Annotated in this window: 23 protein-coding genes and 1 pseudogene; 2 read left to right on the forward strand and 22 right to left on the reverse strand. The window is 37.8% G+C overall.

Going from position 1 to position 25289, the window contains the following annotated elements:
• Positions 1-12 precede the first annotated feature (12 nt).
• From DV424_RS01755 to trmB, 8 genes are all read right to left on the reverse strand, one after another.
• Entirely contained in the window at positions 13-456 is a 444-nt protein-coding gene (locus tag DV424_RS01755) for a nitrate reductase cytochrome c-type subunit (RefSeq protein WP_044345383.1), read from the reverse strand.
• A gap of 5 nt (positions 457-461) precedes the next feature.
• Entirely contained in the window at positions 462-1325 is an 864-nt protein-coding gene (gene napH, locus DV424_RS01760) for a quinol dehydrogenase ferredoxin subunit NapH (protein WP_105888627.1), read from the reverse strand.
• On the reverse strand, positions 1325-2164 hold the full coding sequence (napG, locus tag DV424_RS01765) for a ferredoxin-type protein NapG (protein WP_105888628.1): 840 nt from the start codon (positions 2162-2164) through the stop codon (positions 1325-1327). Before napG ends, napH begins: the two co-directional genes overlap by 1 nt.
• Positions 2165-2218: 54 nt before the next feature.
• Positions 2219-4702 carry a nitrate reductase catalytic subunit NapA gene (napA, locus tag DV424_RS01770; protein WP_118858858.1) on the reverse strand — a complete coding sequence of 828 codons (2484 nt, stop codon included), beginning with the start codon at positions 4700-4702 and terminating at the stop codon, positions 2219-2221.
• Between the two features lie 155 nt (positions 4703-4857).
• Positions 4858-5139 carry a chaperone NapD gene (locus DV424_RS01775; protein WP_005627031.1) on the reverse strand — a complete coding sequence of 94 codons (282 nt, stop codon included), beginning with the start codon at positions 5137-5139 and terminating at the stop codon, positions 4858-4860.
• The gene (gene napF / locus DV424_RS01780) at positions 5132-5662 is read right to left on the reverse strand and encodes a ferredoxin-type protein NapF (RefSeq protein ID WP_118858859.1); all 531 of its coding nucleotides are present in this window, start codon (positions 5660-5662) and stop codon (positions 5132-5134) included. The genes DV424_RS01775 and napF overlap by 8 nt, the downstream gene beginning before the upstream one ends.
• A 215-nt stretch (positions 5663-5877) precedes the next feature.
• A complete protein-coding gene (locus DV424_RS01785; RefSeq protein WP_118858860.1) occupies positions 5878-6222 on the reverse strand; it encodes a YggL family protein in 345 nt (114 codons plus the stop codon).
• A 268-nt stretch (positions 6223-6490) separates the two neighbouring features.
• Positions 6491-7231: a tRNA (guanosine(46)-N7)-methyltransferase TrmB gene (trmB, locus tag DV424_RS01790; RefSeq protein WP_118858861.1), complete on the reverse strand. Its 741-nt coding sequence runs from the start codon at positions 7229-7231 to the stop codon at positions 6491-6493.
• Positions 7232-7314: 83 nt separating this feature from the next.
• On the opposite strand from trmB, the gene priA reads away from it, so the two are divergent.
• The gene (gene priA / locus DV424_RS01795; RefSeq protein ID WP_118858862.1) at positions 7315-9507 is read left to right on the forward strand and encodes a primosomal protein N'; all 2193 of its coding nucleotides are present in this window, start codon (positions 7315-7317) and stop codon (positions 9505-9507) included.
• A gap of 39 nt (positions 9508-9546) precedes the next feature.
• Here the strand turns inward: priA and DV424_RS01800 are convergent, their stop codons facing one another.
• From DV424_RS01800 to epmB, 14 genes and pseudogenes are all read right to left on the reverse strand, one after another.
• The gene (locus DV424_RS01800) at positions 9547-10593 is read right to left on the reverse strand and encodes an AI-2E family transporter (RefSeq protein WP_118858863.1); all 1047 of its coding nucleotides are present in this window, start codon (positions 10591-10593) and stop codon (positions 9547-9549) included.
• The gene (gene glnB / locus DV424_RS01805; RefSeq protein ID WP_005635169.1) at positions 10593-10931 is read right to left on the reverse strand and encodes a nitrogen regulatory protein P-II; all 339 of its coding nucleotides are present in this window, start codon (positions 10929-10931) and stop codon (positions 10593-10595) included. Before glnB ends, DV424_RS01800 begins: the two co-directional genes overlap by 1 nt.
• A gap of 1 nt (position 10932) precedes the next feature.
• On the reverse strand, positions 10933-11526 hold the full coding sequence (gene mog, locus DV424_RS01810; RefSeq protein ID WP_118858864.1) for a molybdopterin adenylyltransferase: 594 nt from the start codon (positions 11524-11526) through the stop codon (positions 10933-10935).
• An 82-nt stretch (positions 11527-11608) separates the two neighbouring features.
• A complete protein-coding gene (locus DV424_RS01815) occupies positions 11609-11965 on the reverse strand; it encodes a diacylglycerol kinase (RefSeq protein ID WP_005627042.1) in 357 nt (118 codons plus the stop codon).
• A 14-nt stretch (positions 11966-11979) separates the two neighbouring features.
• Positions 11980-14211, reverse strand: coding sequence for a GTP diphosphokinase (relA, locus tag DV424_RS01820; protein WP_118858865.1), 2232 nt, complete (start codon positions 14209-14211; stop codon positions 11980-11982).
• Positions 14212-14431: 220 nt separating this feature from the next.
• On the reverse strand, positions 14432-15013 hold the full coding sequence (locus DV424_RS01825; protein WP_118858866.1) for an HNH endonuclease: 582 nt from the start codon (positions 15011-15013) through the stop codon (positions 14432-14434).
• A gap of 5 nt (positions 15014-15018) precedes the next feature.
• Positions 15019-15636, reverse strand: a complete 618-nt coding sequence (locus tag DV424_RS01830; RefSeq protein WP_118858867.1) for a chemotaxis protein — start codon at positions 15634-15636, stop codon at positions 15019-15021.
• A gap of 15 nt (positions 15637-15651) precedes the next feature.
• Complete coding sequence (locus tag DV424_RS01835; RefSeq protein ID WP_118858868.1) at positions 15652-17937, reverse strand: sensor histidine kinase; 2286 nt, start codon at positions 17935-17937, stop codon at positions 15652-15654.
• A 14-nt stretch (positions 17938-17951) separates the two neighbouring features.
• Entirely contained in the window at positions 17952-19379 is a 1428-nt protein-coding gene (locus tag DV424_RS01840; protein ID WP_118858869.1) for an Eco57I restriction-modification methylase domain-containing protein, read from the reverse strand.
• 338 nt (positions 19380-19717) lie between these two features.
• Positions 19718-21025 (reverse strand): annotated as a pseudogene (gene rlmD, locus DV424_RS01845) (23S rRNA (uracil(1939)-C(5))-methyltransferase RlmD); the annotation flags it as partial.
• On the reverse strand, positions 21025-21735 hold the full coding sequence (gene recO / locus DV424_RS01850) for a DNA repair protein RecO (RefSeq protein ID WP_118858871.1): 711 nt from the start codon (positions 21733-21735) through the stop codon (positions 21025-21027). The gene recO and the pseudogene rlmD, both read right to left, overlap by 1 nt.
• Positions 21736-21737: 2 nt before the next feature.
• On the reverse strand, positions 21738-22142 hold the full coding sequence (locus DV424_RS01855; protein WP_118858872.1) for an MliC family protein: 405 nt from the start codon (positions 22140-22142) through the stop codon (positions 21738-21740).
• A gap of 58 nt (positions 22143-22200) precedes the next feature.
• Entirely contained in the window at positions 22201-23532 is a 1332-nt protein-coding gene (gene oapA / locus DV424_RS01860) for an opacity-associated protein OapA (protein ID WP_118858873.1), read from the reverse strand.
• A 98-nt stretch (positions 23533-23630) separates the two neighbouring features.
• The gene (gene epmB / locus DV424_RS01865) at positions 23631-24647 is read right to left on the reverse strand and encodes an EF-P beta-lysylation protein EpmB (protein WP_118858874.1); all 1017 of its coding nucleotides are present in this window, start codon (positions 24645-24647) and stop codon (positions 23631-23633) included.
• Positions 24648-24684: 37 nt separating this feature from the next.
• Between epmB and efp the strand changes: the two genes are divergently transcribed.
• Entirely contained in the window at positions 24685-25251 is a 567-nt protein-coding gene (gene efp, locus DV424_RS01870) for an elongation factor P (protein ID WP_005635150.1), read from the forward strand.
• The last annotated feature ends 38 nt before the right edge of the window (positions 25252-25289 follow it).

A 25289-nucleotide genomic window follows, 5' to 3' on the forward strand; every position in this document is an offset into this window, starting at 1 on the left:
AGACCTCTTAAACTAGTTTCCGTAACCTTTCATCGGTTTAAAATCATTTGGAACAATTGGATCTACGTTTGATTGAGAAACGTGACATTGTAAACAGAAATAACGACGCGGAGAGGAGCTTGAACCTACTTTTCCATCACGATCCATAAAGTGAGTTGGGCTGATTCGAGTTGCACCGCTCAAACGAGAATTTTCTGGGCTGTGACAATTTAAACATTGATTTACATTTTTTGTCACTTGATAATTTGCAACACTATGTGGAACCATTGGAGGCTGGTTTACATAGTTCAATGCGGGTAATTCGCTTTGACGCGGTGCATTATGAAATGCTGGAGCAATGTTTTCAGCCGCTTGAGTTAAATCTTTTCCCACTGCTGGTGCATCAGATGCCATCAGTGAACCAGCAAAAAGTGCGGTAAATAATCCCGCTAAAATTTTAGATACCTGTTTAGTCATATTAATCACTCCCCTGAATGATCGAATCTGGTCGAAAATTTAAAAACTTTTTCAGCGCAAACGTCAATACAACGTCCGCAGCTGATGCAATCTTTGGAAAGCACGAGTAGGCTTTCGTCTTTTTTTCCGTGTAAAGGCGAACGTAACACTTGGGCTTCGGGACAAACATTGTAGCAATCCATACAATTATCGCATTTAGCACGATCAATCACTTTAATACGGATTAAACTTTTTGCACCAATCACACCATAAGCAGCACCAATTGGGCAAAGATGTCCACACCAGCCATGTTCGGCAATCAATAAATCAAAAAGAAAAATAACAAGTAATAGCCAGCCTGTTGCACCAAAACCAAATACAAAAGCTCGACCAAGAGCAGCCACTGGATTAACCCACTCCCAAAGCAACATTCCGCTGACACTACTGCCTAGCAAAATAAGCACAAGAATGCCATAACGTAAACTACGCGAAATTTTTGCTGTTTGGCGAATGCCTAACTTACGGCGAAGCCACGCAGCACAGTCAGTCACAACATTTAGTGGGCATACCCAACCACAAAACACTTTACTGCCGAGTACTGCGTAAAATAACACAATAATTGCAGCACCAATTAAGGTTAGAGCATCAGGTAAATGTCTTGCAGCCAAGCTTTCAGCGGTAATTAACGGGTCACTTAATGGAATAGTATCGAGCAATAGGCTTCCACTATAATTACCTTTTAAAATCCATACGCCAAAATAAGGCCCACTTAAAAACATGGCAAGAATGCTAAGCTGGCTTAATCGACGCCAAAACAAAAAGCGGTTTGCACACCACCAGCCCCATTTTTCTCGAGCCTCTTTACCTGCAAATTTTGGTGTATTTGCCATTATGTGCCACTCCCTAAAATAGGCGCAAGCACGGGTTCTGCTGGTTCAGGCATTACTGTAGCTCCCTCTGGCGTTCGAGTTGGCAACGAAATCATATCTTTAGGCGCAAGAGAATGACCAGCTTTCGCTTTTTCTTCCCAGCCTAAACGATAATGTTTACCTAACATACCTTTTGCAAGATCCATTGGTAAAATTTTAATCGCTGCTTCTTCTAACACACAAGCTTGCTCACATTTTCCACATCCGGTACAAGCATCAGAATGTACTGTTGGAATAAATAACGCGTGCTTATCAGAACGTGGATTATGTTGTTTTTCCAATGTAATCGCTTTGTCGATTAATGGACAAACCCGATAACAAACATCGCAACGTAATCCTTGATAATTTAAGCAAGTTTCGTGATCTAACAGTACTGACAGCCCCATTCGCGATTCATTAATATCTGTTGCTTGACGATCTAATGCACCACTAGGACAGGCTTTTGCACAAGGAATATCCGGACACATTTCACAAGGTTTATCACGCGCAATAAAATAAGGTGTTCCCGCTTCTACTGGCGATAATAAAGATGCTAAATGCAGCATGTCATAAGGACAGGCTTGAACACATTGTCCACAACGAATACAAGCGGCAGAAAACGCTTTTGCATCTTGCAAAGCAAAGGGCGGACGTAATGGCACGCCTTCGCGCGCAAGACTTTGATTTTGCTGCAATCCCAACAAGATCCCAACGCCAGCTAAACCACCCGCAGTACGGGTTGCTTCTTTAAGAAATTTTCTACGTTCAGGATTGAGTGCCGGTTTCTTCATTTTCTTTTTAGATTTTAACCGCACTTTCATCTTCCTCTTTTATTGATAGGAGAAAATAAAGTGCGGTTGATTTTTACATGGTTTTTACGCAGCCTTTTCCACTTTTACCGCACATTTTTTGAAGTCGGTTTCTTTTGAAATTGGGTCTGTCGCATCTAGCGTTAAGTTATTTGCAAGCTGACCTGCATCAAAGAAAGTGGTAAATACTAAGCCACGAGGTGGTTTATTACGTCCGCGAGTATCTAAGTAAGAAATCATTTCGCCTCGACGAGATGAAATCTTAATTTTATCGCCGTGACGTAAACCACGTGCTTGTGCATCTAATGGGTGCATCCATACTAAATTATTTGGAAATGCGCGATGCAATTCTGGTACACGGCGTGTCATTGTACCCGTATGCCAATGTTCAAGAACACGACCCGTCGATAACCATAAATCGTATTCATTATCGGGTGACTCAGCTGGTGGTTCATAAGGCACCGCAAGAATAATCGCTTTCTTATCAGGATAACCATAGAAAGCCACACCTTCCCCTTCTTTAACATACGGATCATAGCCTTCACGGTAACGCCACAAGGTTTCTTTACCTTCTACAACTGGCCAACGTAAACCACGCGCTTTATGATACATATCAAATGGAGCTAAATCGTGACCGTGACCGCGACCAAATTCAGCGTATTCTTCAAATAAACCTTTGTGAACGTAATAACCAAAGTATTCTGATTCGTCGTTTAATTGACCTTCAGCAAGTTCGCTCAATGGGAATTTATCTACTTGACCATTTTTGAAAAGCACTTCATATAAAGTTTTACCTCTATATTCAGGCATTTGTGCAAGTAATTCTTCTGTCCACATTTCATCTGTCGTGAAGTATTTTGCAAACTCCATTAATTGCCATAAGTCTGATTTTGCTTCGCCCGGTGCTTTGACTTGCTGACGCCAGAATTGAGTACGACGTTCTGCATTACCGTAAGCCCCCTCTTTTTCTACCCACATTGCCGTTGGAAGAATTAAGTCAGCGGAAAGTGCGGATACAGTTGGGTAAGGATCTGAAACAATCACGAAGTTGCCTTCTTTACGCCAGCCTGGCAAACGCTCTTGATTAATGTTTGGCCCTGCTTGCATATTATTGTTACACATTTGCCATAACACATTCATTTTGCCATCATTCATTGCACGGTCTTGTGCAATTGTGTGTAACCCCACTTTTTCAGAAACCGTCCCCTTTGGTAATTTCCAAATACGTTCGGCAATTTCACGGTGTTTTGGATTAGTTACCACTAAGTCGGCAGGTAAACGATGAGGGAATGAACCTACTTCACGTGCCGTACCACAAGCAGAAGGCTGACCAGTTAATGAAAATGGTCCACAACCCGGGATTGAAATTTTTCCAGTAAGTAAATGAATATTGTAGATTAATTGGTTTACCCACACACCACGTGTATGTTGGTTAAAGCCCATTGTCCAGTAGGAAACCACTTTCTTCGTTGGATCAGCATAAAGTTTCGCTAAAGTTTCTAGCTGAACTTTATCTAGACCTGACATTTGAGATACTTTTTCAACCGTATATTCTGATACAAGTTGCTTTAATTCTTCAAAAGAAGAATCGTGCATTTTCCCAGCTGTTTTACGATTCGTGTCTTTTTCTAATGGATGCTCTGGACGCAAACCATAGCCAATATTCGTTTCTCCGCGTTTAAATTTGGTATGTTTATTAACAAAATCCCAATTAATCGCATTATTTTGAATAAGATAATTGATGATATAGTTCATAATCGCCAAATCAGTTTGCGGTGTAAATATCAAACCGTGATCGGCAAGTTCAAAACTACGATGCTCGTAAGTAGAAAGTACAGTAACACTAACATCAGGATTAGAAATACGACGATCAGTAATACGCGACCACAAAATTGGGTGCATTTCCGCCATATTTGATCCCCAAAGAACAAAAGCATCTGCCTGTTCAATATCGTTATAGCAACCCATAGGTTCATCCATACCAAAAGTACGCATAAATGCAACCGCTGCAGATGCCATACAGTGACGCGCATTCGGGTCTACGTTGTTAGAACGGAAACCAGCTTTCCAAAGTTTGTTTTTCGCATAGCCTTCCCAAATGGTTGATTGTCCAGAAGTGAACATACCCACTGCATTTTGCCCGTTCTTTTTAAAAGCTTCTTTAAATTTTTCAGCCATTGTTTTGAACGCAACATCCCAAGAAACAGGCGTAAAATCGCCGTTCTTATCAAATTTTCCGTTTGTCATACGTAAAAGTGGCTGAGTTACACGGTCTTTACCGTACATAATTTTCGGTAAGAAGTAACCTTTAATACAGTTTAAACCACGGTTTACTTCTGCTTCCGGATCACCCTGAGATGCCACAACACGTCCATCTTTAGTACCCACTAATACTGCACAACCGGTACCACAGAAACGACATACTGCTTTGTCCCATTTAATTTCGGATTCAGCCGCAACCACATTTTTGACTGGGATGGTTAGCCCCGCAGCCGTTGCCGCAGCTACAGCTGCGTTGGCTTTCATAAAGTCTCGACGACTTAAACTCATCGCGTTTCCCCCACGTTAAACACTGATTTATTATTAAATGTAAACTTTTTACACACCTATAAGGCAGTAGCCTTACGATAAAAGACAAAAACTTTTCTTTTATCTTTTAAGCATTTCCCTTGCTTACAAGAGAATAAAGGTATTGTTATAGTAATTTATTTCTTCTGCTCGTCTTGCTCGTGATAGACCAATGACACATTAATAACACCATCAATGTCTTTCACACTTTCCATATTATCTAGCAGAATATGTTGATCATGCGATTGCATCACTACGACCATCTTTCCAAACTTTTCATCAAAAGTTGGAATTTCAGTATGCTCAATCGCTAAAAGTGCGGTTCGAATTGCCGCAAATTTTTCCGGATTACCTTGAACAATTAGCCCAACAACATGCCAATCTTTTGCGCTTTCCGGAGATAAGTTTGTATTACTCATTTTGTTTTAAATAACTAATTTTAATCGCATTCACCGGACAGCCCTGTAAACAAGCCCCACAGCCGTTACAAACATCCGTATTCACTAACGGCTGCGCCACTCCCCCCATTTGCAGACAAAAACTAATTGCTCTCATCGGGCAGCTGTCTTGGCAAGAACGGCACTCAATGCGATGTTGGCTTAAACAAGCCATGCCAATTTTGATTTTGTGTAACCAAGGTTTTTCATCGCGAGAATGAAAAATAGGTTGTTTACACACATCTACGCATTTACCACAAAAAGTACATTCGCCATTATCAAAACGAACTTCAGGAAAACCTCCATCGCCTTTCACCAAAATATTGGTTTCACAGACAGAAAGGCAATCGCCACAGCGAGTACATTGCTCCACAAAAATGGAATTTTCCACAGCCCAAGGTGGGCGAATTCCATCAAAGCCTTGTTTTTGCTCATTTTCTGAATGTAAAGACGTTAAGAATTTACCTCGTAAAAACTGTCTGCGGGGTAAGTTTTCAACGGTCATCGAGCTTGCCTTTTGTGAATAAATAAACAAATGCTTTTTTTAAGGCGTAGAATTATGCGACGCAACAGTTACAATATGAACCACCCAAAATAGGTAGATCGTTAAATTATTGAGCTTTATTTGTGATAGATCAAAAAATCTAAAGTGCGGTGAATTTCGCTAATATTTTTAATAAAACAGCACAGCGATTTATGCCATGCTGTTTTTAAATCAAATTACTCTGCTTTTGCTGAATATTCCCACCAAATATCAAATAATTCGCTTACTTCAATTTGTTGCAAACCATTTGTTTCTAACCATTTTTTCACAGTTTCACGGTGGCTTTCATCACATTTACCAATTTTTTCTAGGCAAACTAAACCTTCCCAATGTAAATACCCGCTACCTTCATAAGCTAGACCATTTGGTTGAATCACTTCGTTAATAAAACAATCAACAATTTCATCTACTGTTTCAATCGCAGTACCTTCTGTAAATTGGAAATTTACAAGAAAACCCAGTTCTTGAAATTCCGCAAGATGAAGTTTTTTGCGTTGGCGTTGATTGTAAGATTTAGACATTGTATTTCTCCTATTAAGGTTATATTTAAACGCGTATTCTATATTAAATTCATAAATTAAGTATTGGATTTAGTTAAAATCCGCTTATTTCTTCATAAAGTATAAATGCTAAATATTGAGCCTAAATTTGTGGTCTTTAGCCTCAAAATTAGGCATTTCTTTTGTTATTTCGTGGGCTTACGCCCACCCTACGAGAAATATTATTATAGTTGTTTATAAAAAATTTGTGGTAGGGTGGGCGTAAGCCCACGCGTTATTTAAAACTAGCTTATTTCTTCACAAAATATAAATCCCAAACGCCATGACCAAGTCTGTGGCCTCTGGCTTCAAATTTAGTTAAAGGTCTAAAATCTGGTCTTGGAATATAATCGCCATTTTTCGAGGTATTCACTAAATCGGTATTCGCGCTTAATACTTCTAGCATTTGCTCTGCATAATTTTCCCAGTCTGTCGCCATATGGATAAAACCATTTCCAGCTAATTTTTGCACAACTTGCGCCACAAAGTGCGGTTGAACAATACGGCGTTTATGATGCTTTGCTTTATGCCAAGGATCGGGGAAAAATAATTGCAAACCGCCAAGCACATCATCAGCAATACTGTCACGTAAAATTTCCGTGGCATCATGACAAATCACGCGTAAATTCGTTACGCCTTTTTCCACTGCATAAGCAATACAAGCACCAACGCCTGGAGTATGAACTTCAATGCCAAGGTAATTTTTGTCTGGATTAGCAAAAGCCATATCCACGAGCGATTTTCCCATTCCAAAGCCAATTTCTAATACAACTAGATTATCATTGCCATAAATCTTCGCAAAATCAAAAGGTTCCGTTTGATAGTCTAAACCAAGTGTTCCCCAGTTATCATTCATCATATTTCTTTGAAATTCGCTCAAACGGCCAGTACGTAACACAAAGCTACGGACTTTGCGTTTATAGCGGCCATCTTCGGTAAATTCTGCGGTTTCAACGGTTTTACGTTTTTGATCAGCAAAGGTTTGTGTCATAAAAATCTTGTTCGTGAAAAAATTGGCGGCGATTATACCAATTTTTCTCGTATAATAGGGCAAATTTTTTCCCAAGGTTGATTATGAAAATTGTCCGAGTGGCACTGGCTGTGCCGCTTACTCGTTTATTTGATTATCTCGTCCCCGATGATGTTTCATTACAAATCGGCACGCGTGTTCTTGTGCCTTTTGGCACCCAAAAACGTGTCGCCATTGTGGCTGATTTCCCAACAAAATCCGATGTACCAGAAAATAAACTCAAAGCCATTCTTCAACCATTAGATTTAGCACCGATCTTTACCCCAATTTATTGGGATTGGTTGCATTGGGCAGCAAATTATTATCAAGCGGGATTAGGCGATGTATTATTTCAAGCCTTGCCTGTGAAATTGCGTAACGGCGAAAGTGCGGTGAAAAATGACCGCACTTTTTGGCGAATTACGGATGAGGGGAAAAATGCCCTTGAACAAGGCGAATTAAAACGCTCGAAAAAGCAAGCTGAAGCCCTACAATGCTTATCTGAAACTGATCTTGAAAAAGGCAATAATGATTTTTCTTCTGCGATTTGGTCAGCTTTAAAAGCCAAAGGGTTTATTGAGGAAATTACTCTCCAAACAAAGCCCCTAAGCTGGCAACAAAGCTTAGGCAATAACCCAATTGTCAATGCTGAAAATCGCTTAACCTTAAATAAGCAACAGGCCTTAGCCTTCAGCCAACTACTCTTTCATTCTGGCTTCAATGTATGGCTGCTCGATGGGGTGACAGGTTCTGGAAAAACGGAAATTTATCTGCAGTATATTGAAGAAATTTTAAAATTGGGTAAACAAGTATTAGTGCTTGTACCCGAAATCGGCCTAACACCACAAACGGTGCAACGTTTTAAAGCACGTTTTAATGTGGAAATTGATGTGCTGCATTCTAATTTAACCGATACGCAACGGCTTTATGTATGGGATCGCGCCCGCTCTGGACAAAGTGCCATTGTGATTGGCACGAGATCGGCATTGTTCACGCAATTTTCTAATCTTGGTGCAATTATTTTGGACGAAGAACATGACGCGTCTTACAAACAGCAAGACAGTTGGCGTTACCATGCGCGAGACTTGGCTATTGTTCTAGCTCAAAAACTAAATATTGCGGTATTAATGGGCTCCGCCACGCCAAGTTTAGAAAGTATTAATAATGTACAAAACGGCAAATACCAACATTTAGTTTTATCAAAAAGAGCGGGAAATTCTACCGCACTTCGTCATTTCGTTATTGATTTGAAAAATCAAAACATACAAAACGGGTTATCAAAACCCTTATTAGAACGGATGAAAGCCCACCTCGAAAAAGGCAATCAAGTATTGCTTTTCTTAAATCGTCGTGGCTTTGCGCCCGTATTGCTTTGCCACGAATGTGGTTGGATCGCACAATGCCCTCATTGTGAAAAACCTTATACCTATCATCAGCATCAAAATGTATTGCGTTGTCACCATTGCGGTGCTCAAAAAACTATTCCTCGACAATGTGGTGATTGCGGCTCGACTCATTTAGTCACTACAGGTCTCGGCACGGAACAATTAGAAGAAACCTTGAAAACGCTATTTCCTCATTATTCTGTAGCGCGAATCGACCGCGATAGCACTGCGCGTAAAGGAAAATTGGAAGGTTATTTAGAAGATATTCAACAAGGCAAAAGCCAAATTTTGATTGGCACACAAATGCTCGCGAAAGGACATCATTTCCCGAATGTTACTCTCGTTGCCTTAGTGAATGTAGATAGTGCATTATTTTCACTGGATTTTCGTGCAGAAGAACGCCTCGCTCAACTTTATATTCAAGTTGCTGGACGTGCTGGACGTGCCGATAAACAAGGCGAAGTGGTGCTACAAACACATTATCCTGATCATCCTTTACTCACTACATTATTAGCGAATGGCTACCAAGCTTTTGCAAAAGAAACCTTACAATTACGCCATTCAATGGGATTGCCGCCCTTCACTTTTCAGGCGTTATTCAAAGCACAGGCTCGCCATTCTGAGCTTGCAGAAAATTGCTTAAGCCAGATTGCAGATTTTTTTCAATCGAAGCAAATTGCGGGATTACAAATGCTTGGCCCAATGCCTGCACCGTTCAGCAAAAAAGCAGGGCAATATCGCTGGCAGTTATTATTGCAACATCCGTCAAGAATGACGTTGCAAAAAGCATTGAGAGAATATCAACACGCCGAACTTGAAAAAAACAGCCAAGTGCGGTTAATTTTGGATGTTGATCCGCAAGACTTATCATAAAAAATGCGGTGAAAATTCACCGCACTTTCTCTATGAAATCTATTTGAAATCTTCGACATCACCCAATAGACAGGCATATTTCGCCGTATTGGGGCTCGACTCCAAGGCAATTTTTAATGCCATCGTCAAAGGAACAGACAGTAACATTCCCACGGTTCCAAGTAACCATCCCCAAAACAATAATGAGAGAAACACCACTAAGGTTGAAAGCCCTAATCGCTCACCCATCATTTTAGGCTCAATAATGTTACCGACAACCATATTGATCGCAATAACACCAACTGCCACGCCAAAGCCAATGCCAAAGCCGTTCAGTAATAAGGCTTGCACAATAATCGGAATAGCCGCAATGATAGAACCAATATTGGGAATATAATTCAACAAGAAACTCAAGGTTGCCCACAAAATCGCATATTGAACCCCACAGGCTTCCAACAAAATAAACACCCCGACACCAGTCAGCAAGCTCGTGATACTTTTAATGCCAAGATAACCAATTACGCCTTGCAAAACGCGGTCAATATGGCGTTCTTCTTTGGCAGCATCATGAGGTGTTGAACTAATCACCATTGCAAATTTATGCTTCATCGTTGGCGCTTCAGCAAGCATAAAAATCACAACCAACACTAAAACAAACACATTACTCACTACACCAGAGAAATTCAGCAATACTCGGCTCACAAAATTCATAATGATGCTTGGGTCAAAATTTTCTTGGATGGTTTCACGCGAAAGCGTGAAAGGCAGATTGAAACGTTGCAACAATTCAGTTAAATCACTCACGCGTTGTGAAAGCAAAACTTTATATTGTGGAATTGATTGGGTGAATTCTCTTGCAGTGCTGTTAATCAGCCCGACGAATAAGAAAAACACCAAAGAAATCAAGACGAAAAGCAAAGTAATGGCCAACCAATGAGGAATTCGGCGTTGCGTCATCGCCTTAATCATCGGTGAACAAATTATCGCGATAAATAGCGATAGCAAGAATGGCACCACAATTTCTGCCGCCAATGCAACGCCAGCTAAGATAATAATCACCGAAGCAATGCCACGCAAAGTGCGGTGTAAATTTAAATTATTTTGCACTAAATCGCCTCCTCGTTTTCTTCGCCCGTGCGAATGCGGATCGCTCGTTCAACGTTATAAACAAAAATTTTGCCGTCACCGATTTTACCTGTTTGTGCCGTTTCAATAATCGCTTCAATACATTGATCCACAAGCTCATCAGGAACCACTACTTCCAATTTCACTTTCGGCAGAAAATCCACCATATATTCCGCACCACGATAAAGTTCTGTATGACCTTTTTGGCGACCAAATCCGCGCACTTCCGTGATTGTCATACCTGAAATACCAATATCTGAAAGACTTTCTCGCACATCATCTAATTTAAACGGTTTAATCATTGCTTCAATTTTTTTCATGCTATTTCTCCAGATTTTCGCGTCTTGCGGATTTAGGGCGGAAACTTTCAATGATTTCAGGCTTGGTATCAATATATAAGCCGTTAGTCAGTTGCAAACAATAAGGCACCGCGCTAAAAATGCCTTTTACAAGCACATTTCCTTCTTTATCTTTCACACCTTCTAAGGTTTCTTTAATCGCTTTAGGCTGACCCGGAAGATTTAAAATCAGGCTTTCCTTACGAATCACACCTACTTGGCGGGATAAAATTGCGGTGGGCACAAAATGCAAACTCACTTGACGCATTTGTTCGCCAAAACCAGGCATTTCTCGATCCGCTACCGCAAGGGTTGCATCAGGCGTTACATCGCGTTTTGCTGGCCCTGTTCCACCGGTTGTCAGGACTAAATGGCAACCTTGTTCATCCACTAGCTCTTTTAATGTTTGTTCAATAACTGGCTGCTCATCGGGGATTAATCTTGTTTCCAAATGGAAAGGATCGACAAGTGCTTGTTCTAACCAAGCCTGTAATTCTGGGATACCTTGATCTTGATATACGCCTGCTGATGCGCGGTCAGAAACAGACACCAGACCAATTTTTAAAAGTGCGGTCATATTTTTCCTTATTTTTATAAATGATTTTGACGTGATTGGATAAATCAAAAATGCGGTAAAAACTTACCGCACTTTGGAAGGGCTAGAAGAATAAAATTCCGCCCCAAACGATACCGACAATACAAAGAGCAATAAATACCGATGCAGAGCCTTGATCTTTCGCACGCCCTGAAAGCTCGTGGCGTTCTGTACCAATGCGATCAACTACAGCTTCCACCGCACTGTTTAAAAGTTCTAACGCCATCACAAGCAAAACAGAAGAAATCATCAAGATAATTTCAATTTTTGTTTCGCCTAAAAAGAAAGCAAGAGGAATTAAAATGCAGGCTAAAAAACATTCGTGGCGAAAAGCCGTTTCATTTTTAAACGCACTTTTTAAGCCTTGTAATGAATATTTAGTGGAGTTGATTAAATGGGTTAGCCCCGTCGTTTTATACATAAATTTTCCTATTTTTATAAACGTTTCGCTTCGATAACATCATCTAATTTTGCTAATCGAGCCAATATTTTACTTAAACTTTCAACATTATGGAGTTCAATTTCCATATCAATCGTAGCAAGCTGTTTTTTGGTATCAGCACGGCTTGACACTCCTAATACGCTAATTTTTTCATTTGCCAGAACCGTCGTAATATCACGCAATAAGCCATTGCGATCGCCTGCCACAATACGGATATTAATATGGAAACCACTTGCGTAATTTTCGCCCCAAATTGATTCCACTACGCGTTCTGGATGAGCCGCTTGCAAATCTAAGAATTGTTCACAATCCGCTCGGTGAATAGAAATTCCACGCCCCATTGTGATATAACCAACAATCGCATCGCCAGGAATAGGTTGGCAGCAACGTGCAATATGATGCATAAGATTGCCCACACCTTCCACAATCACATAGCCATTTTTTTTCTCAGATTTCTGCTGAGAATTCACCGCACTTTTGTTAGCAACATGGCGTAAAATTTCTTGATCAGCCTCTTCAGCGGTCACTTTAATCAATTTACTTTGCAAGAAATTGATTAAGTTATTTAAACGAATATCGCCACTGCCAATGCCCGCATAAAGATCGTCCAAATTTTTCAAGTTATAGCGTGGTAACGCATAAGGTTCCACTTGCTTAATACTTAAATTTAAACGCGCTAATTCATTATCGAGTAATTCTTTACCCGCTGGAATATTTTTATCGCGATCTTGTTTTTTAAACCACGCTTGAATTTTGGCTCGAGATTTTGCAGTGTGAGTAAATCCTAAATTTGGGTTTAGCCAGTCACGGCTCGGGTTCGGATTTTTCTGGGTAATAATATCGATTTGATCACCCATTTGTAGCTGGTAGGTAAATGGCACAATACGCCCCGCCACTTTTGCCCCGATACAGCGATGACCAATTTCACTATGAATGGCGTAAGCAAAATCTAATGGTGTAGATCCCGTTGGCAAATCCACCACTTCGCCTTTTGGCGTAAACACATATACACGGTCATCAAACACTTGACTGCGCAACTCAGCCATCACTTCGCCTGAATCCGTAATATCATCTTGCCAAGCTAACAATTTACGCAACCACGAAATTTTTTCTTCATAGGCAGACATACTGCCTGTATTGCCCTCTTTATATTTCCAGTGAGCAGCCACGCCCAACTCTGCATCATCATGCATTTGTTGAGTTCGAATTTGCACTTCAATTGGCTTGCCACCTTTACCTAAAACAACAGTATGAATAGATTGATAACCATTCGGTTTCGGGTTAGCGACATAATCGTCAAATTCTTTGGGTAAGTGTTTAAATTGAGTATGAACAATCCCAAGTGCGGTATAACAATCTTGCAATTTTTGCACAATAATTCTGACCGCTCTTACATCATATAAACCACTAAACTCAAGATGCTTTTTCTGCATTTTGCGCCAAATGCTATAAATATGTTTCGGACGACCGTACACTTCCACTTGTTCAAGATTTTCGCGTAAATAACCGCTCAACTCACTAACGAAATCAGCAATGTAATGTTCTCGATCGAGACGACGTTCCTGCAATAATTTAGCAATAGCGCGATATTGTTCAGGATGGAGATAACGGAAGCAGTAATCCTCTAACTCCCATTTCAACTGACCAATCCCAAGACGATTGGCAAGAGGGGCGTAAATATTAGAACATTCTTTGGCGGCAAGAACTTTGCCTTCCTCTGCACAACGATGCTCTGCATCACGCAAGAAAGTAATACGTTCGGCAAGTTTAATAATCACGCAGCGGAAATCATCCACCATCGCCAACAACATACGGCGAACATTATCCACTTGTAAGGCATTAGCGGAATGGCTGGCATTGAGTTGACGGATGTTATCCATTTCCAACACGCCTTTGAGCAATTTAGTGATTTTCGCACCAAATTTTTCTTTTAGGCTTTCCCAGTCTGTTAATTTATTTGCAACGATAGGAAACAGCATTGCAGTAAGCAGGGTTTCCGCATCCATATTAAGTTCGTGCAAAATTTCTACCATTTCCACGCCAGACTGGAGCATCAAGGTAGCATTCTTCATTTCATTGGGATGAGTGCTCATTAAGTCACGTGCGTAATACCACGCATCGATCAAACTTTTTTCTGTTTGTTCTGCCAGTTTTAAGCCAGCGCACCATTGTTCAATCACAAAATCCTGCGGATTTAACAAATGAGAACCACGAACAGCAACCATAACATCCCCTTATTGATGAAGAGCAAGCAACTTCCTGTTGCTTCTATTTTGGGCGGACATTGTACCGAATAATCGAGTTATTTTGTAGTGAATAAGGTTATCGATTCCACATATCGTATATACACTAATATATCAACATTTGTTTTTATATAAATTTATATCATGATACATCATCAATTTCATAGCTTTAATGGCTAGTCAAAACTGCAATCATATCTGATTACTCTTTTTTTTCGAATAATATTTTCTTCAACTCCTCTATAGCCTTATCTAATTCTAAATATTTTATCAATTCCTCTGATGTGAGCTTATCCTTGATTTTAAGTAAATTTTCCTTTGCATTAATCAATTGACTAATTTTCCATATTTCCTTCATCGGCCGTATATCAAACCTAAACGCATTCTTATACATATATTCTCCAACATTTGTATAGAATTCAATATTACCATCTTTATCTCTGCCTAAATGTAAGTCATACTCTTTTAATGTCGGATCTACAAATCCAACATTTCCATCATTGGGTTTATCTTTATTTTTTGTTGGCCATTTGCCAAGTTTCTTTCTATTGCATGTGAAACAAGAATATACTAAATTTGAATAATCAAGTTTTCTACTTGAATCTATTCTATCTGGAACGAAATGATCTGGTTCAAAACCTTTTGTTGCAACCTCTTCAGGTTTACCACAATAACCGCATATATGTTTAAAGTCTTCTCTCAACTGAGGAACATATTTTTTATAGTCATTTTCTTGATTTACACCAATGCTTCTACTAATTTCATTTTCTCCATGTATTCGCATAACTTTTACCTGTTTTCGACTTTCTCTACCAAAATATTTACTCTTCCAAGTATTTCATCAATTTTCTGATTAACTTCGCTACTTAAAAGCTGAATTGGCAAGTCATCTACTTCACCATATGCGCGTAATAATTTATACAGATCTATAAATTGTTCCTCTTCTATTGCTGATATAGAACCATTTTTCTTTGCTTTGAGCAGTTCCTCATAGTCGATATGATATTTACGTAACCTATTTTCAAAAACATCAACAGCCTGTTTGATTTTTTTTACAAATTCTTCTATATCATCTGCAGATAAAACATTTCTATCTTCAATCAAATTTATAATTACTAAATTCTCACGTATTGATTCTTCAGGGTAATTAGTTAATATTAAGCACGGTAAATCAGGGACTTTCGCATTTATGTAAGCAATTAATTCAGTTCCCAAAAACTTAAATTTATTGTTAAGTTTATAGTCTATAATAAAACATTTAATACCATTAGATAAAAGCCACTCTATCATTTCTGGCATTTCAGTAATGCCATTTGGATATAGTAATTCAATATCTTTTCTTGCTAAACGTACTCGATAATCCTCATATGAATCTTGATCATCATCAATAAATCCTATTCTATACATGTCAGTCCTCCACTTCTATTTCTTTATTAATTTTATAGTGGCATAGAATCCAGAAGTATATTTCGAATTATCGGATAAATCTATACTTCCATTATAGTCAGCAACAGTTCTATTTATAATCCACATCCCCATACCAGTGCCAATAGTTTCTCCCATTTCATTTCTTCTATCACTTTCCATAGGTTCTAATATTTTCCTTGGATTATTTTTATAGGCAAGAGATAACCCTCGTCCAGAATCGCTGTATTTGATAATAATTTCTTTTTCTAAGTCAGATACTACAATTTTTATACTCTTATTGTCTGAAAAATAGGATTCAAAAGAACTAACACTATTAGCAATCAGATTACTAAAAATGCTTTCAATATCATAAGGAAAACATTTTAATTGTATTTCTGATCCTTGAAATTCTAAATCTATTGAAACGTTTTTAAGTGTTTCTTTCCATAACTTTACAGTCTGTGATATCAGAAGATTTAAATCTGTTTTTTTCATAGTTCTTTTATCACGTGTTACAGAACCTATTGTTACCTTGAACCATGAATTTAATGATTCTCTCATTACATTAGCTTCAGTTACATATTTTAACCCAGCTTGCAAGTCACTATCTAATTCCAAAGCTTCTTTAGCCATAACAATCTTTCTGCTTAGCTTATGAGTTATATCTTTAATTTCGTGGACATAAGTGTTAGTGACTATACCCGTTGTAGCTAATGTTCTTAGCAATCTATTCTCATCTTCTAAGTTTCTAATAACTGTATCTTTATGATCTAAAACAATTTTAGCCTCTTCTGGATTTATTGAGATTTTAGATAATTGTAGCTCTTGATTAAAATCCTTGCTATCACTTAAAAATTTCTTCTCTTCTCTTGCTGCTTTTGCTTCTTCTGCCTTCTTATTAATTTCATCTTGTATCCTTGCAGCTTCCATTATTTTATCATAGCGAGCATCTAACTTACGAAAAACATATTGTCTGTCTTTTTCAAATTCCTGAATCACATTAATTAAAAATTCTTTTAACAATATGAATTCCTTTGTTTCTACAATACCTTCTCTGTTGGATTGATCTGGTAATGTAATATTCATACGAGAAATAAAAATTGATCCAATTATTTGATCAGTATTAACACGCCATGCGCCTGTTTGGTGGGAAGGTGCAGCAGGGGATTTGTTTTTTCTACCCGCTATCAGTAGCCAATCATAATCAGATGTTTTAGGTTCTCCATAAGGCCTCACCCTAAAACCATCTCTATATATTTTAATTCCTCCAAAAATATCGCTTTTAATATTACGATTATTAGATGTTTTGTAGAAATATCTTTCTGCATCTGTTTTGGAATAAGTCACCTTTTCAAAATACAAAACTCCAGAAAATTCTCCTATCGTATTTTTCAACTGCTCCCCACGTTTTGGTAACATCTGCGCAAAGTTTGTTTCTATACAAATACATTTTTCTTTAAAATACTGTTCATCTTCTGAGGTGAATTCAGCTTGTGTAATTATTTCATCAAATCTATCTCCAAAGTCAAATTCATTTCTATGTATCTCAATATGAGTGTCTCCATCACTTAGAACATTAAATCTGATTTTATAATCATAAGAAAAAGCATTTGTAATATTTAATACCTCCGCATCTTCGGCAGAACTTTTTTCATCAAAAAAATATACTCGAAATTCATTTTTCATTTCATATGGTATTAATGTTGTTAAATCGTCCTTGATTTTTTTTATAACATTATCATTCCATGAGTCTCTTAAAGAAGTTAACCTAAAAATAGTTCCCGTGTTTTTTAAGTTATTTAATATTATATTTTTTACTTCGTAATTTATAACTTCATCAAGAAACCCATCTATTGATAAAGTTGGTTCATATAAATCTGCTGTTACATCTGTAATATTATCACTCTTTGAAAAATCCTCCCAATCAACCTTCCAAATTAACTTTCCTTCCGCAGAAACAGTAAACATTTCACATGTATCAGATATCCTATCTAAAGCAAACCTTCCAATTCCTTTTGCTCCAGTTTGTACTCGACCTGATTTACTAATAAATTGTTTCTTTTTTGTCGATCTTCCAATAGTCATCCAATGTTTTATAATGACATCCTTTGTCATACCGCAGCCATTGTCTGCGATATATAACGAATTAGTTGTTTTTTCATAATACAAGACACAAATCGTAGCATCTGCATCATATGTGTTTTTAACTAATTCAATTATGGCACCGTTTAATTTTGATACATTTTCTCGTCCTATTAAACGAGCTGTATAAGCATCTACATTGAATGATATCTTCGCCATGGTTATTTCCCTTCCTAATCCAAAGTATATTCAAAATTCATAACATCTCTTGCTGTAATCCTCATTGTTGTTCCACTAGCATTAATCCCTATATCATAAACATAATTTAAAAAATCATCACTTTTCAAAATCTTTTCTGCAATTTCTAATGACAAATCTCCTTTTTGATATATACATATCCCAGAATATGGAACTTGATTTCGAGAAATGTGATGTATTTTAACTTCTTCTGTTATCAAAGTAGATAACAATAACTTTTCTTGATTAAGACGACTTAATGCCTGTGATCTTCCAAACTCAAACCATTTTGCATTTTCATCTTTATCACGCTTATTTAATTTTTCAATAAAAAATTTTAAATAGCTGTATGCTCCTGGAAATTCTTGTATAAACCCTAATTCCTCATAACGCAATATATTATTATCTCTATAAGAATATGGAAAAATCAAAAATTCTTTTCGGCCATACTGTAATGATCGTGGGCTAACAGCCTCTCTTAATATCGTTTTTTCAATTTTATATCCATTAACCAATATATATTCATCACACTCTTCATATTTTTTTAGTATAAATACTTCATTTAATAACGTGGCAATAGGACACATCGCATTAAAATCATCACCAAATTTTCTTTTCTTGTTTTCTTTAGCAACTTCTTTTTTTCTGAAAATCCACTTATGCGTTAAATTATTTTTATGCATTTTTATTTCTCGCTTTTTCACCTTATCTACATATCGGATATCGTTATTGTGCTGTGTACCATTACAAATAATAATAGCAGACGAAGTTAATTTATTTTCAAATAGTTTTTCTGTTGTATAATCAACTATTACTGATAAATAAGGTAACATAAAAACGCGCAATCTATCTGCAAATCTATTCTTAAAAATGTTATTAGGAATCAGATAAGCCAATTTACCATCATCTGCTAATGCTTTAATAGATCTTTCAATAAAAGCATAATAATAGTCTGGTTTCCCTTCTGAACAAACTGTAAAATTTTTTTTAATAAAAGATCTTGTAGTTTTATTCAGATCTGAATATGTTATATACGGCGGATTTCCAATAATAAAGTCAAATTTTTCACTAATAAAGCTTTTCAAAAAATCATTCTGAACAATATTCCATTTAACATAATCAATGTTATATTTTTGTGCTACCTTATTTAAATTATCTATACAATTTGTTTTGTGTTTTTCATCTATTTCATTTCCATATATATCATTTTCCAATCCATAGATTATCTTATTTTTAGTAAAATTTTGTTTTAAGCAATCTACTATATATCTATCAACAATTTCAACGAGAAAAGCTCCATCACCACAAGAATTTTCTAGGACCTTTTTCCCATATAGCTTTTCTATATATCCAGCTTGATTTAATATCTCAATGACAATATTGCGAGGAGTAAATACCTGACATTCAACATTAATACTTTCCATACATTCACTCTCCTTTACCATATAATTTTTAACTTGAATTAGTATCTTTTCTATTAGATCATCTTAAAATGCCTTAAAGCATCCATGATAGCTTCCTCTTTTTCCGGTGTGCATTGTGGAATAACTTGTTTCTCTTTTTTTGATTTATTATAATGCTCCCTTAATTCAATACCACATTTCTTTTTAATCTGTGCAATATAGAGTGTCGAAACCTTTAAATTGAATTTTTCCAATATATATTCTTTGATTTGTGCATAAGTATCCTTGCTTTCAGCACTTGTCAAATCAAGCTCATCCAGCTTAATTTCAACATCTATATGCTTATCGACATCGAGTTTGGACAATAGTACTACCGTCTCCAAATGCCCCGTATGAGGGAACATATCTATCACCGCACTTTTTTCAATCTTGTAGCCAAAATCACGTAAAATCTCCGCATCGCGCACTAATGTTGCGGGATTACAAGACACATATAAAATTTTCTCTGCTTTTAACTCGCACAAAGCATTTAACGCGAAAGCTGCGCCACTGCGTGGAGGATCAAGCAAAATTTTATTAAACGACTGACGCGCCCAAGGTTGTTCAACAAAGGATTGGTCAAGATCCGCTTGGAAAAATGAAATATTCTTGATTTGGTTTCTTACGGCATTTTGCTCCGCTTTTTGTACCATTTCAAAAACACCTTCAATTCCTACCGCACTTTTTACGCGTTTGGCAAGAGGAAGCGTAAAATTTCCCATGCCGCAAAATAAATCCAATACACAATCCTGTTGGCTCAATTCAAGCCAATCCAACGCAGTATTGACCATACGTTCATTTAATACACGATTTATTTGAATAAAATCACGAATATCAAAATGTAATTTTATGCCATCAGAAAATTGATAATAAGGTGCATCGCCATAGATTTGTTCAATGCCTTCATCGCTTTGTAAAAACAGCATTAACTTTTCTTGTTCAGCAAATTTGAGCAATAAAGTGCGGTCAATTTCTGCAAGATTTTTCGTATAACGTAACAACATTGCAACGCCATTATCGGCCGCCACAAGTTCAATATGCCCAAGCTGTTTCGGCGCAGAGAATTGTTCTAAAAGTGCGGTTAATTTAGGTAGTAAATAATTAATTGCAGGTTCTGCCACTTCGCAAGATTGAACGGTAATTAAATCATTGGTATTTTTCTGACGAAAGCCCATTTCGACTTGTTTTGTGTTTGGATTAAACCATAAACTCAAACGCACACGACGACGATATGCCCAAGCGTCGCCACAAATCATAGGTTGAAATGAAATCGGCTCTGACTGTAACTTACTTAATCGCTTAAACAATGCGGATTCTTTCGCTTTCCTCTGCATTTCAATCGGAATATGCTGCCCTTGGCAACCACCACAACGCATAAAGTGAGCACATTTTGGTGCTAAACGTTCAGGGCTTTTTATTAGCCATTTTTTTGCCATAGCATGCCCATATTGGCGTTTATCTTCCAGAATACGACATTCCACTTTTTCGTGCGGAAGTGCATTTTCAATAAACCAAGTTTTACCATTAATTTTCGCCACGCCTAAGCCTTGATAATCTAAATCGAGAATATCAGCCGTAATGGTTTGAACATTTTTTGTTTTTTGCTTTGGGGTATAAAGAAGAATCATTATTTTAAAAGTAAAATATTTTGAGTGAATAACTCTCGGCTTTTTAATGGTTTATCGCCAAGATAAGGTTTCAGTGCAATACGAGTAAAACGTTTTGCTGCTTGACGTACCGCATCATCAGAAAAATCAAGGGCTTCAAAGGCTAACAAATCTCTGCCGTAAAAAGTGAGATTATCTTTCACTAAAGACGCGATGAAACCTTTTTCCTCACGATAACGATATGTCATTGAGAAATCCACTGGCTCGCCAGACCCCGCACAATGCAGAAAATCCACGCCGTAACCGAGGATTTGTAAAAGTTGAAATTCAAAAAGACGCAACGTTGGCTCAACGTTAGTTTCCGTTGCCAAGCCCGTTAAGCATTTTAAATAATGTTGAAATAGCGCAGGATTTGGCGTTTCAGACTCAATAACACGAGTGAGTAATTCATTTACATAAAAGCCACTATAAAGGGCGATTTGTTGTAAAGGCAATGTAATTGCGGCGGATTCAGCTTTGGTAAGGGTTTTTAATGCGTTTTTTCCCGTCCAACGCAACAATAAAGGTGTGAAAGGTTGCAAGACCGACTTCCAAGATGAACGCTTTGCACGAGCCCCTTTTGCAATGACTGTTAAACGTCCACTTTCTTCAGTGAATAAATCCACCAATAAACTCGTTTCACTGTAAGGGCGGCGATGCAAAACAAAACCACGTTGAAGTTCGCTTTGCACGATTATTGTCCAGATAAGCGTTCACTTGTTTGTGACACACATTGCACCGCTAAAATTTCGCCAAGATTTGTTTTTAGCGTACTAAAATCGTCACGCTCTTGCCACATCCAACGAATATTGGCGTAATTTTTACCACGTTCAGAAATCATTAAGGTTAGTTTTTCTGATACGCCTTGAAAAGTGACAGTGACATAATGCAAATTTTTTTTGTATTTTTTATGCGTAGCGTGTACAACACGAACAACTTTATCATCTTGACATAAATATCGGTCAGCTTCGCCTTTTTGTAAGGCTTTATCCACTTTTTCTACTTGCATTTTTTGCGTTTGGGTGGGTGTCACACTCGCATTTTGTGTACAGCCAGACAGCAAAAGTGCGGTAAAAATAAGAGGTATTTTTTTCAACATAAATCCTACCTTGAGAAAAGAACTTAAAAAGAAAAAAGGCGATTACTCGCCCAAAAAATTATTTTTTATATTGATAAGAACCATCAGATTGACGAACAAAACGCGCGCCATTGGATAAACGCATTTCATTTACTCGCCCTTGATTATTCACAGATACCGTTACTTTATCGCCAGATTTAAAGCTACTTAAAACGTTTCCCGCCCCTGCCGCTTTGCTCATTGCGTTTACATCGGAAATATTAAGTTGATTATCACGGAAGACTTGCATCAGTGAAACACCTTTCGGCACAGTTAATGTTTTTGCAGCAAGGCGAGAAGCTGTAGATTTACTCACAGGTTTTGCATCAACGATTTGAACTTTCTTTTCTTTTTTAACTTGAACAGGTTTGGCTTCAACAATCGGTGCTTTTCCTGCGGTTTTAGCGACGCTTTGTTCCGTTGCTTTTGATGGAGCCTGTGCTTTCTCCGCCATTTTCACTTCTTTTTTCGCGGTATCTTTATGCACAACTTGTGGCTCTACCGCTTTTTTCATCGGCTGAACAGGCACAGTTGGTTTTGGCTGTTCTGTTTGCGTTTGTGCAGGTTGCATTTGAGGTTGTTCCGCTTGAGCTGCTTGCATAGGCATAACAGATGCCGCAGCTATTTCATTTGGCATTTGAATTGGAGCTTGAACAACATTTTGTTGCATTGGCGTATTTTCTACTAATGGGTTTTGAGCAGTCGTATTATTCGCCGATTCCTCTGCTTTTGGTGCATTTTCAGGTTGGTTAGCTTGCTCTGCTGCCATCTGATTTTGTGCAAGAGGATTATCTAAAATCGTGGTTTCCACTGGCTGACTTTGATCTAACGATTGGAACTGCACAGGAATTTCATTACTGTTAGATTGAGTGAAAGACTCAACGGTGTCAGAACTTGGTTTTAATGCGAAGAAAATAATCAATAAAATAACCAACACAAAAATAGCCATAAACAAACGACGATGTTTTGCTGGCAATACTTGTAATACTTTCCATTTTTCTGGTTGGGCTAAAGTGGGTTTTTCAGCCTTTTCGACGATTTCATCAGCGTTATTTTCAGCACTGATTTCTTCATCAACAACAGAAATATTTTCTTCTGTGGAAGAAGTTTGAAGAACTGGCTCTTGTTCCGTTCTCAATGTTTCGCTAGAAATAAAAGGTGTGCTTTCTTGAGCAGGAGTATGCCCAAAAGTGGGTTCTTTACGTTGCTGAAAGTTAGTTTGCACGTGATTTTTTTTGGCAAATAACCCTTTTGCTTTACCTAAAATTGACGAACTTGGCTGAATTGTTTTCTTTGGTGTAATTGGCTCTTGATTAAGCCCTAAATCTAATTCATTTTGAGATGATTGTTCATTTTTATCCATAGAATTCACTGGATTGCCCCTGATGCTTGTTCTTATTCATATTAATTAGCCACAAAATTGAGAAGCCCAAAAGTGCGGCGAGAAAATTAGGCGTATTTTATCGGATCTTATTCTGCGTATAAAGTCTTATTTGGCTCGCCCGCAATTTCTCGTGCAAGTTTAGGAACAAGATAGCCAGAAGTCAGAGATTGCAAGGTTTTATAAATTTGCATAGCCTCGATATCGCTAATCAGAAAATGGCTCGCCCCTTGCACTTTATCTAGCAAATGCAAGTAATAAGGCAAAATGCCTGTTTGAAAAAGTTTATCGCTCAATATTTTTAGAATTTGCGCATCATCATTCACGCCTTTTAGCAAAACGGATTGATTCAAAAGCGTGACATTCTCGGCTTTTAATTTTTGCATCGCATGAGCAAAAACTTGGTCAATTTCATTTGGGTGATTAATGTGTGTCACCATAACAGTTTGCAAACGACTTTCTGCTAATAAGGTACAAAATTCATCAGTAATCCGTTGCGGAATCACAACAGGCAAACGAGTGTGAATACGCAAACGTTGTAAGTGCGGTATGTTTTCCAAATGTTTTATTAACCACGCTAACTCATGATCTTTCGCCATTAAAGGATCGCCACCTGAAAAAATCACTTCTTCAATTTCAGGATGCACGGCAATGTAATCTAATGCCAGTTGCCAGCTTTTTTTATTTCCCGGGTTTTCATCGTAAGGAAAATGTCGGCGGAAGCAATAACGACAATTCACCGCACAACCACCCTTCGCCATAAAGAGCAAGCGGTTTTGATATTTATGAAGAATATTCGGCACCGCATTGGCATTTTTTTCTTCTAAGGGATCCGTACTAAATCCTTCGGCTTGCACAAACTCTAGATCAGAACACATCACTTGCAAGAAAAGAGGATCTTGCGGATTGCCTTTTTCTATTTTATCAATGAAAGGTTGTGGTACACGGAGTGAAAAAAGTTTCCGCGCAGCAATGGATTGCTCAAAATCATCTTCTGGTAAATTTAAGGCTTTTAGCAATAATTTAGGATCTGAAATCGCATTTTTTAGAATTATGAGCCAATTTTGTTCTTCTCTAATGATGGGTTCTTGGGTTAAAATACGCACTTTTCAAACCATCTCTAATTTTTAGGATATTAAAAATATGGCTACATATACTACCAGTGATTTCAAACCAGGTCTAAAATTTATGCAAGACGGTGAACCTTGCGTAATCGTTGAAAATGAATTTGTAAAACCAGGTAAAGGTCAAGCTTTCACCCGCACTCGTATTCGTAAATTAATTTCAGGCAAAGTATTAGACGTAAACTTCAAATCTGGTACTTCGGTTGAAGCTGCTGATGTTATGGATCTTAACTTAACTTATTCATACAAAGACGATGCATTCTGGTATTTCATGCACCCAGAAACATTTGAACAATACTCTGCTGATGCAAAAGCTGTAGGTGATGCAGAAAAATGGTTATTAGACCAAGCAGATTGTATCGTGACTTTATGGAATGGTGCGCCAATTACTGTTACTCCACCAAACTTTGTTGAATTAGAAATCGTCGATACAGACCCTGGCCTTAAAGGCGATACAGCAGGTACTGGCGGTAAACCAGCAACATTAAGCACTGGCGCAGTAGTAAAAGTGCCTCTTTTCGTTCAAATCGGTGAGGTAATCAAAGTAGATACTCGTTCTGGCGAATATGTCTCCCGCGTAAAATAATCATTTAAATGAAAAAGTGCGGTTAATTTCTGCGGTAT

Source organism: Haemophilus haemolyticus (genome assembly GCF_003493605.1).
In the GTDB taxonomy this organism is placed as follows: domain Bacteria; phylum Pseudomonadota; class Gammaproteobacteria; order Enterobacterales; family Pasteurellaceae; genus Haemophilus; species Haemophilus haemolyticus_J.

Coding starts and splice junctions, on each gene's coding strand:
- DV424_RS01755 (WP_044345383.1), bottom strand. CDS start 456: ATGACTAAACAGGTATCTAAAATTTTAGCGGGATTATTTACCGCACTT.
- napH (WP_105888627.1), bottom strand. CDS start 1,325: ATGGCAAATACACCAAAATTTGCAGGTAAAGAGGCTCGAGAAAAATGG.
- napG (WP_105888628.1), bottom strand. CDS start 2,164: ATGAAAGTGCGGTTAAAATCTAAAAAGAAAATGAAGAAACCGGCACTC.
- napA (WP_118858858.1), bottom strand. CDS start 4,702: ATGAGTTTAAGTCGTCGAGACTTTATGAAAGCCAACGCAGCTGTAGCT.
- DV424_RS01775 (WP_005627031.1), bottom strand. CDS start 5,139: ATGAGTAATACAAACTTATCTCCGGAAAGCGCAAAAGATTGGCATGTT.
- napF (WP_118858859.1), bottom strand. CDS start 5,662: ATGACCGTTGAAAACTTACCCCGCAGACAGTTTTTACGAGGTAAATTC.
- DV424_RS01785 (WP_118858860.1), bottom strand. CDS start 6,222: ATGTCTAAATCTTACAATCAACGCCAACGCAAAAAACTTCATCTTGCG.
- trmB (WP_118858861.1), bottom strand. CDS start 7,231: ATGACACAAACCTTTGCTGATCAAAAACGTAAAACCGTTGAAACCGCA.
- priA (WP_118858862.1), top strand. CDS start 7,315: ATGAAAATTGTCCGAGTGGCACTGGCTGTGCCGCTTACTCGTTTATTT.
- glnB (WP_005635169.1), bottom strand. CDS start 10,931: ATGAAAAAAATTGAAGCAATGATTAAACCGTTTAAATTAGATGATGTG.
- mog (WP_118858864.1), bottom strand. CDS start 11,526: ATGACCGCACTTTTAAAAATTGGTCTGGTGTCTGTTTCTGACCGCGCA.
- DV424_RS01815 (WP_005627042.1), bottom strand. CDS start 11,965: ATGTATAAAACGACGGGGCTAACCCATTTAATCAACTCCACTAAATAT.
- relA (WP_118858865.1), bottom strand. CDS start 14,211: ATGGTTGCTGTTCGTGGTTCTCATTTGTTAAATCCGCAGGATTTTGTG.
- DV424_RS01825 (WP_118858866.1), bottom strand. CDS start 15,013: ATGCGAATACATGGAGAAAATGAAATTAGTAGAAGCATTGGTGTAAAT.
- DV424_RS01830 (WP_118858867.1), bottom strand. CDS start 15,636: ATGTATAGAATAGGATTTATTGATGATGATCAAGATTCATATGAGGAT.
- DV424_RS01835 (WP_118858868.1), bottom strand. CDS start 17,937: ATGGCGAAGATATCATTCAATGTAGATGCTTATACAGCTCGTTTAATA.
- DV424_RS01840 (WP_118858869.1), bottom strand. CDS start 19,379: ATGGAAAGTATTAATGTTGAATGTCAGGTATTTACTCCTCGCAATATT.
- DV424_RS01855 (WP_118858872.1), bottom strand. CDS start 22,142: ATGTTGAAAAAAATACCTCTTATTTTTACCGCACTTTTGCTGTCTGGC.
- efp (WP_005635150.1), top strand. CDS start 24,685: ATGGCTACATATACTACCAGTGATTTCAAACCAGGTCTAAAATTTATG.